This is a genomic window from Salinivibrio sp. IB643 (assembly GCF_001996105.1).
GTDB classification, from domain to species: domain Bacteria; phylum Pseudomonadota; class Gammaproteobacteria; order Enterobacterales; family Vibrionaceae; genus Salinivibrio; species Salinivibrio costicola.
On record NZ_MUFF01000047.1, the window covers coordinates 1 to 8047 of the forward strand.

7 protein-coding genes and 1 riboswitch are annotated in these 8047 nt (G+C 51.3%); of the genes, 6 read left to right on the top strand and 1 reads right to left on the bottom strand.

Annotation, left to right across the window (positions count from 1 at the left end; genetic code table 11):
* Positions 1-48 precede the first annotated feature (48 nt).
* From BZG77_RS13700 to thiD, 5 genes are all read left to right on the top strand, one after another.
* Positions 49-831 (top strand): HAD-IA family hydrolase, encoded by a 783-nt coding sequence (locus BZG77_RS13700; RefSeq protein ID WP_077647641.1) that lies wholly within the window; start codon positions 49-51, stop codon positions 829-831.
* Between the two features lie 18 nt (positions 832-849).
* Complete coding sequence (locus BZG77_RS13705; protein WP_025674936.1) at positions 850-1113, top strand: DUF3081 domain-containing protein; 264 nt, start codon at positions 850-852, stop codon at positions 1111-1113.
* 76 nt (positions 1114-1189) lie between these two features.
* Positions 1190-3061 carry a sensor histidine kinase gene (locus BZG77_RS13710; protein WP_198532428.1) on the top strand — a complete coding sequence of 624 codons (1872 nt, stop codon included), beginning with the start codon at positions 1190-1192 and terminating at the stop codon, positions 3059-3061.
* Positions 3058-4887 carry a putative bifunctional diguanylate cyclase/phosphodiesterase gene (locus BZG77_RS13715; protein WP_077647643.1) on the top strand — a complete coding sequence of 610 codons (1830 nt, stop codon included), beginning with the start codon at positions 3058-3060 and terminating at the stop codon, positions 4885-4887. Before BZG77_RS13710 ends, BZG77_RS13715 begins: the two co-directional genes overlap by 4 nt.
* 54 nt (positions 4888-4941) lie before the next feature.
* Positions 4942-5042: riboswitch (TPP riboswitch) on the top strand.
* 62 nt (positions 5043-5104) lie between these two features.
* Positions 5105-5974: a bifunctional hydroxymethylpyrimidine kinase/phosphomethylpyrimidine kinase gene (gene thiD, locus BZG77_RS13720; protein WP_077647644.1), complete on the top strand. Its 870-nt coding sequence runs from the start codon at positions 5105-5107 to the stop codon at positions 5972-5974.
* A gap of 22 nt (positions 5975-5996) precedes the next feature.
* Here thiD and BZG77_RS13725 read toward each other — a convergent pair whose 3' ends face one another.
* Positions 5997-7022, bottom strand: a complete 1026-nt coding sequence (locus BZG77_RS13725) for an ion channel (RefSeq protein ID WP_077647645.1) — start codon at positions 7020-7022, stop codon at positions 5997-5999.
* A 167-nt stretch (positions 7023-7189) separates the two neighbouring features.
* On the opposite strand from BZG77_RS13725, the gene BZG77_RS15135 reads away from it, so the two are divergent.
* Positions 7190-8047 (top strand): methyl-accepting chemotaxis protein (locus tag BZG77_RS15135; RefSeq protein WP_077647646.1); only part of this gene is annotated, 858 nt, incomplete at its 3' end.

An 8047-nucleotide genomic window follows, 5' to 3' on the forward strand; every position in this document is an offset into this window, starting at 1 on the left:
ATGAATAAAAAGGGGTTTTTATGGTTAAATGAATAAAAAGGGGTTTTTATGGTTAAGTTAGAGAGCGTCTCTGCGGTATGCTTTGACTTAGACGGCACACTCGCAGACCCTTTTGACGATCTGTATGAGGCGGTTAGCGGTATGTTACGTGGCTTAAGCTTGCCTGATGAAGATCCCCATGCAATAAAAGATTGGATTGGTGATGGGGCGGATTTATTGATCCACCGCGTGTTAACTCGACACATCGACGGGCGCGTATCGACCCGCGTGCTAAACCAAGCGCGCGCACTCTTTTTGTCCTCATACCTAGGCAGTAAACCGCCAAAAACTCGACTGTATCCGGGCGTGCTTGCGTGCCTTGAAACCTTATCGCAGCGTCACATCCCGATGGTGTGCACCACAGATATGCAAACGGCGCATGCTAATAGCTTACTGCGAGCACTTGGCATTGGGCATTTTTTCACCCGGATATTGGGTGCCGATGCAATGTCTGTTGGCAAGCCGGATCCGGACGGTATTTACGAAGCGGCCGCCATACTTGGCGTTTCACCCTTGGAACTGCTGGTGGTGGGGGATTCGGTCAGCGATGTGCATGCGGCTCGCGCTGCTGGCTCGCCAGTGATTTGTGTTAACTATGGCTATAATTACGGTACAGGGATCCAAAAGGCCTGTCCGGACACTACCCTTGATACATTGGCCAGTTTGCCCGATATCATTGCAAGGCCCAATCGTTTGGGTGTACCGGGACAGGGTGTCACCGCCCCACCGGTATTAGCGGGCTCACTGCGTGGTCGTGCGATGCGACCTAAAGGGGGCGCACAATTTCGATAATATAGCCAGGAGGGAAGCGTGAAAAACGAACTCGATCCGACCCATCTGCTTCGCGCGTTTGAGATAGTCACGGAGTTTGGTGAGAAAATAGAAGATGGACACCGCTTGGATGGCATTGACGCTTTCTCAGATTATGACGGCTATACCATTTATTTAGCAGGAAATGGGGTACAGTTACGTGTGGGGTTTCACAATACGTATCATCTCGACTACGAGCATGAGAACCTTAAAGAGCAGTTCCTGAAAAAGGTCGATGCGCTAGTCAAAAACTATAAAAGATAGCGACGGATAGGCAATGCATGCCGGACCGTCACACGCCCCACAATGGGGCGTTTTTTATAGGTCAAAGGCAGGGAGCATGGACAGCGAACCAATCACCACAAACCGAACACGCGGGACCCAAGCCCATTATCAAGCGTTAGTCGACAGCGCGGCAGCCGCGATCTTGGTGATTGATGAACGCGGCATTATTTTAGATGCGAACCCGTTCACCCACCGATTATTGGGTTATCACCCGCAACAGCTAATCGGAAAGAATGTTGATTGTTTAATGCCGCCGGAGCACCAAGGGAAGCATGACCATTATTTACGGCAATATATAACAACAGGCCAGGCAAACATTATCGGTACCGGCCGGCGGGTTGAGGCACGGCATCAAGCGGGGCATGTGGTCCCCATTCATCTTGCGGTCAGTGAAGTGTGGGTTGAAGACCGGCGAGAGTTTATTGGCATTATGTCTGATATGCGCGCGCTGACTCAGGCTCAGACGCGTATTAAACACGAACGCAATCAACTCAAAACCATTATTAATGCGATCGCCAATCCTGTTTTTGTCCGAGAGCTAGGCGGACAATATTCGCTTGCAAATTACGCCTGCCTACAAGCATTAAATGTCGAGCATGTTGAACAGCTTGCTGAGGCAATTCATGGTGCCTTGCCTGAGGGAATGCGCGAAACCCTCAATGCGCTTGATCACCAACTGACGCTCGATGGTGAACCCGTTCATGTCGATGTGACATTAAGAGATGGTCGGACTTTTAAGCTCGCTAAAACGCTTATTCGCCACGTAGAGGGAGAGCCTTACGCCATTGTGACTGTTGGCTATGATGCCACACCATTGCTGCAAGCGAAGCACGAGGCAGAACGCGCCAATCAAGCCAAAAGTGATTTTCTCTCTGCCATGAGTCATGAGCTGCGCACGCCTTTAAACAGTGTGCTCGGTTATGCGCAACTACTACAACGATCCTCTTCTCCTCGCTTGACGGAGACGCAACGGCAATATGTCGATCAAATTCACCAAAGTGGTCGCCACTTACTCACCTTAATTAATGATGTGCTGGATCTTGCTAAACTTGAGGCAGGAAAAACGGTGGTCAATGTCACTTGGTATCCGGTTCGCGCCCTTGTCAGTGATGCCGTTCGAACACTACTCCCGCTCGCACAGCAGCAGCACGTTGAGTTAGATGATTGCCTACCCGCGGATCTGAGTGGCGACCTATATGTGGATCCAACCCGTTTCAAACAAGTGTTGATCAATTTACTCAGCAACGCGATTAAATATAACCATCCTCAGGGGCGAGTATGGGTTGAAGCCAGTCATCCATCGTCAACCTTGACGATCTCTGTATCAGATACCGGGATCGGCATCGCTGAAAATCGGTTAAACCATCTTTTTGAGCCTTTTAACCGCTTGGCCGCCGAACAATCACAGATTGAAGGGGCAGGTGTGGGGTTAGCGGTGAGCCATCAATTGGTTTTGCAAATGCAAGGCGAAATGTCAGTAAAAAGCCAGCCAGGCAAGGGCAGTTGTTTTGCAGTGACTTTCCCTTACCGAGCGTCGACGCGACCTGACGATCAAGGTTGTACGTGTCTCCGCGTGAGCCAGCCGCATCGCGTGCTCTATATTGATAATAACAATGCCCGYCAGCGCCTGATGACCGATTGCTTTGAAGATTGGCCAATGTTGACACTCTATCATGCGCATGGGCTGTCACTGGCTGAGGCTGTTGCGCTCGCGTCTCCGCCATCGTTAGTCATYATGGCGGCTGATAGCGTTGCGGCAACGCCCGAACAAATACAAGCACWATTTGGCGACAAACCACTCATTGTTCTGACTGACAACCCATGCGACGAACCACATAACAAACCGACATTACGACGTTTATCGYTGCCGCTCTCGTCAGCGGACTTGGCTGAGGCCATACAATTATTATTAGAGGAGAGGCTATGACAAAGGATCCGTCACAAGCACATATACTGATCATTGATGATCGACCGGAAAACATTCACTTACTGTCTACCATGCTCAAGCAAGCCGGTTATCAACAGCTGAATGGACTCACCGATCCTCGCCTTGTTACCGATGCTCTCTCCCCCGTCCCCGACCTGATTTTACTCGATATGCGGATGCCGCAGCGCTCTGGCTTACTGGTGCTGGATGATCTTAATGACGCTTTAGATGAGCATTGCCCGCCCGTGATGGTACTCACCGCAGATAATGACCTGAATTTGCGTAACCAAGCGTTATGCCGTGGCGCGATTGATTACATCAGCAAACCCTTTGATCACGATGAGGTGTTGCAACGGATTCAAAACCTTTTGCATCTGCAATTGAAAACCCGTAAAGAGCGCGATCAAGCGGCACGGCTGCAAATGCTGGTTAACAAACAAACGGCGGCTTTACGCGCGCTTTCTTTGACCCATCCGTTAACCGGGCTACCAAATCGTCGCGCATTATTAGATGCCGCTGAGCGCCAGCTGAGCAAAGGGCCGGTGACTGTGATGATGATTGCCTTAGATGGCATGGAAGCGGTGACCAAACACCAAGGCCATTTAATGACAGAGGCACTATACAAACAAGTGGCCAATCTGCTAGCCAATAGTACAGTGGCGCGCCCACATCGCATTGGCGTTTGGGATAGCACACGACTGGTGATGCTGATTGAAGAACACGATAACCATGCCGTAGAAAAAGCCGCGCGCATCAATCGGTTGATCAGCGGACACCACACGCTCGATGGGCGTTTAATGTTTTTACGTTGCCACATTGGTATCAGCCGCACAGAGCTTGAGACACAAGATGTGGCGCAACTATTTCGTCAAGCCATTTTAGCGATTCCGACGGATGACCAACTTATCGGCGAATATCAGCCCGAGCTTGACAGCCAAGCTCAGCGCGCGCATTTGATTCGCACCGAATTAGGGCCAGCACTGCAAAGCGGACAATTATCACTGGTGTATCAACCCAAATGGCGATTAGACGGCGGTTTGATGATAGGCGCGGAAGCGCTGTTGCGTTGGCAGCATCCGACCCTTGGGGCCATCAGTCCGGCGGAATTTATCCCCATCGCCGAACGCAGCGCAGACATGATCCAACTGGGCGACCACGTACTGGTGATGGCCTTAGCCGCGGTTGAATGTTGGCGAAAAAATAAACTGATCAACGATAGCTTTCACCTGTCAGTCAATGTTTCTGCCCAGCAGTTTCGCCCCGGCTTTGCTGACAGCGTCTTAGCTCGGTGCCAGGCAGTTGATGTCCCTTTGCATCTGATTCAATTAGAGGTGACAGAATCAGCACTGATCCAGCACATGTCGGTGGCACTGAAAGAGCTACAACAATTGCGAGATGCAGGCATGCATATCGCCCTCGATGACTTTGGCACCGGCTATAGCTCACTCAGTTACCTTAAACAGTTACCGGTCGATTGGGTCAAACTTGATCGCAGCTTTATCCAAGACTTGGCTACCAACGCCAGTGATAAGCACTTGGTGGGTAGCGTGATTGATTTGGCCCATGGCTTTGGTCATGGTGTGGTCGCCGAGGGYGTYGAAAAAGAGGACCAGCAGTATGTGCTACAAACCATTGGCTGCGACCAAGTGCAGGGCTTTTTATACTCACGGCCCCTAATCCAAGAGGGATTTGAACAACTGCTTAAAACCGCCAACCAAGGCAACGCGACCATTAATAACAACGCGACGATCAATAGCAATGCGACGATCAATAGCAATGCAACCATTAATAGCAATGCAACCAGCAATAATAATGAGATAGCCTAAACGCGCAATTAGCGCCCTCAACCTTGCGCTTTATCACTAAGGTTTATATTCTGACCGTGTTAGTCGGGGAGCAAGCAATTGCTGAGACTGCGAAAGCAGGACCCGTAGAACCTGATCCAGTTAGCACTGGCGGAGGGAACTGACGTGCTCAGCACACAAGGTCGCGCCATCGTGCGTGGTTTTGTCTCCTTCCGCCCCTCATGATTAAGGGGCCAATATGAACCAATCACCACCTGTTATTCTCACCATCGCCGGCTCAGACAGCGGTGGGGGAGCTGGTATTCAAGCCGATATTAAAGCGATTTCAGCCACGGGCGGCTATGCCTGCTCGGCGATCACCGCCTTAACTGCACAAAATACCTGTGGCGTTGAGGCCGTCTTGCCGGTCGACCCAGCGTTTGTTCGCGCGCAACTGAATGCTGTGTTATACGACATGCCGGTACGTGCCGTGAAAATCGGCATGCTCGCCAACCAAGCGATTATTCGCGAAGTAGCCGCTGTGCTCGCGCGTTCCCCGCATTTACCGGTCGTGCTCGATCCGGTCATGATCGCCACCAGCGGCGATCCGTTATTAGATGATGACGCCATGGATGCACTGATCAATACATTGATCCCGCGCGCGACCATTTTAACCCCCAACTTGCCAGAAGCCGCGCGTTTAACCGGGTGTCCTGTTCCGACAACCACCGAGGAGATGTACGCCTTAGTGCCGGCACTGCGCAAGATCGGATGTCCGTATGTGATGCTAAAAGGTGGGCACTTGCATCATGCGCCAGAGAGTCTGGATGTGTGGATTAGCCGAGATACGTGCCAAACCCTGAGTGCGCGCCGCATTGAAACGCCTAACACCCATGGCACAGGCTGTTCACTGTCGGCGGCGATTGCCTCGTTTTATACGCAGGGACTGACACCCATTGACGCCGGGCGAGCGGCTAAGCGTTATCTCACTGACGCCTTAGCGCATAGCCAACAGTTAACCGTTGGAAGAGGGGCAGGGCCGGTACATCATTTTTTCGCCTACCCCGCTGATGAGAGTGTTTATTTATCCAAGCATGCGATGGTTGAATCGTACGCTCTCGTTAAATAATGCATTTGATTAAATAGCGTGCTTACGCAGCGGACCAATGCGGCAAGCGCTGGGCGGCGATATAAAAAAGACGGTCGCCCGGCAATACTTTTGTCCCCACTGGCGGGTTTAAAACAATACCTTGGCCTTGGTCGATCCCAATTAAGGTGGCGTCATATTCTTGCTTGAGCTGACCAAAGAGATCGCCGGTATCGATTTCTGTTGCGTTGCTCGGATAACGGGCACAGTATTGCGTCATCCCTTGTGACGTGCTCAAAAGCTCATGATGCAACTGACTTGAACCGGGATCCACCGCCGCTTTTGCTAGCATTTCGACCGACACCGACGGCACACATTCCGCATGCGGGTAGTGCTGTTTGAGGATTTGGCTTATCGCATCATCTTGAAAATACGCCAATAAATGCGCTGACGGATTTTTATGTGCGCAGAACAGAGCCGCTGACAAAGTAATATCATCTTCTGGGTTATCAATAATAATACTCGAGGCATGCTCGACCTTGGCGCGGGCAATGCCTTCAGYATCGGTAAAACTTGCCACGCGCACAAATTCCACCTCKCCAGGCAGTGGGTTTTCGATTTCTGCGCGCGCACAAAGCACAATCGGGCGCTCACCGTGCACTCCGCTTTGCAATAAACGAATAAGCTGTATCGTACGTTGTCCGTTCCAGCCTAAGATAAGAAGATGATTTTTCACACTAATACTCCGTTTTCCTTGTAACCCGCGTCGCCAATAATCCACCAGTGATCCTGTGATATGCCCAATCACCACCGCAAACAACCCTAAGCCGCCGGGAATAATCCAAAAAGACGTGATCCATTGCCCCCACTCAGTAACGGGGGAATAATCGCCGTAGCCAACGGTCGAGGCCGTCACAATCAAGTAATACACATAGCGGCTCAGCGACTGGGTCATCGCGGTCTCGCCCGCCCCATATAAAAGTAGCCAGCCAATCACGCCATAGGCGAGTACCACCAAGCCGAGCATACGCCCGTTCAAATGGGCGAAGCGGCTGATAATCCAACGTTTAAAAAGCAACCAAAAGGTCATAAATTTTCGCTCATTCACTTCAGTGATCGCAGTATGAAGTGATTTGCGTCAGGTTTACAGTGTAAATCAGGCGCTTGGCGTCAATGCGATCACAGTTTAATCTATTGCATGCATATATTGTTTTACAAAGCGTACAATGGAGAAAGCGAATCAATGGAGGGCTTTGCGTGTTTATATCTCGCCGTCAACTTGAACAAGAGCAGCAAAAGCAGGTTGCTCTGCAGCAAAAAATTGAGCAAATTAATCATACCATCGACGCGCTGAATGCAGAGAAAGGCGCATTGCAGGCAGAGCTGGATACCGTCGCGAAAAAACGCCAAACCGGCAAAGCGATCGACRCCAACTTATGCCATTTTGGTGATTCGATCAACGCCACCCAATCCTCTCTGGCCACCTTGGCGGACACCATTAACGGTGAAAAAGAGCGTGTGACCGACGTGAGCCATCAAGCGGCATCATGCGCCGAGCAAGTCAATGATCTTGCGCGCCATGTGCAGTCGTTATCTTCGCAATGTCAGCAATCGTCGGAAGCGATTCGCTCGCTCGATCAACACGCTCAAGAGGTGAGTGGCATTGTCAATTTAATTCGCGATGTCGCCGATCAAACCAACCTGCTGGCGTTAAACGCAGCCATTGAAGCGGCACGCGCCGGCGAACAGGGCCGAGGGTTTGCGGTGGTTGCCGATGAAGTACGCAACCTTGCCGAGCGCACGTCCACTGCCACCCAAGATATTACCCAGCTGGTGGAAAAAATTCGTGCGGGCAGCAGCCATGCGTGCACGCTCACCGATACCCTTGCCACTGAAGCCATTCAATACAGCGAACAAGGCCAACAGGTTGCCGATGCCATGGCCACCCAAAGTGAACAAGCACAGCACAGCCGCACCACCATTAAAGCCTCTGCACTGCGCGCCTTTTGTGAACTGGCAAAACTTGACCATATCAGCTTTAAATTTGCGATATACCGCGTGGTATTGGGCGAAGACAGCATGATGGCGGACGATGTCACCGATCACACCCAATGC

What these genes read in the sequence shown, in the direction of transcription:
- BZG77_RS13700 (WP_077647641.1), top strand. Translation starts at nt 49, where the DNA reads ATGGTTAAGTTAGAGAGCGTCTCTGCGGTATGCTTTGACTTAGACGGC.
- thiD (WP_077647644.1), top strand. Translation starts at nt 5,105, where the DNA reads ATGAACCAATCACCACCTGTTATTCTCACCATCGCCGGCTCAGACAGC.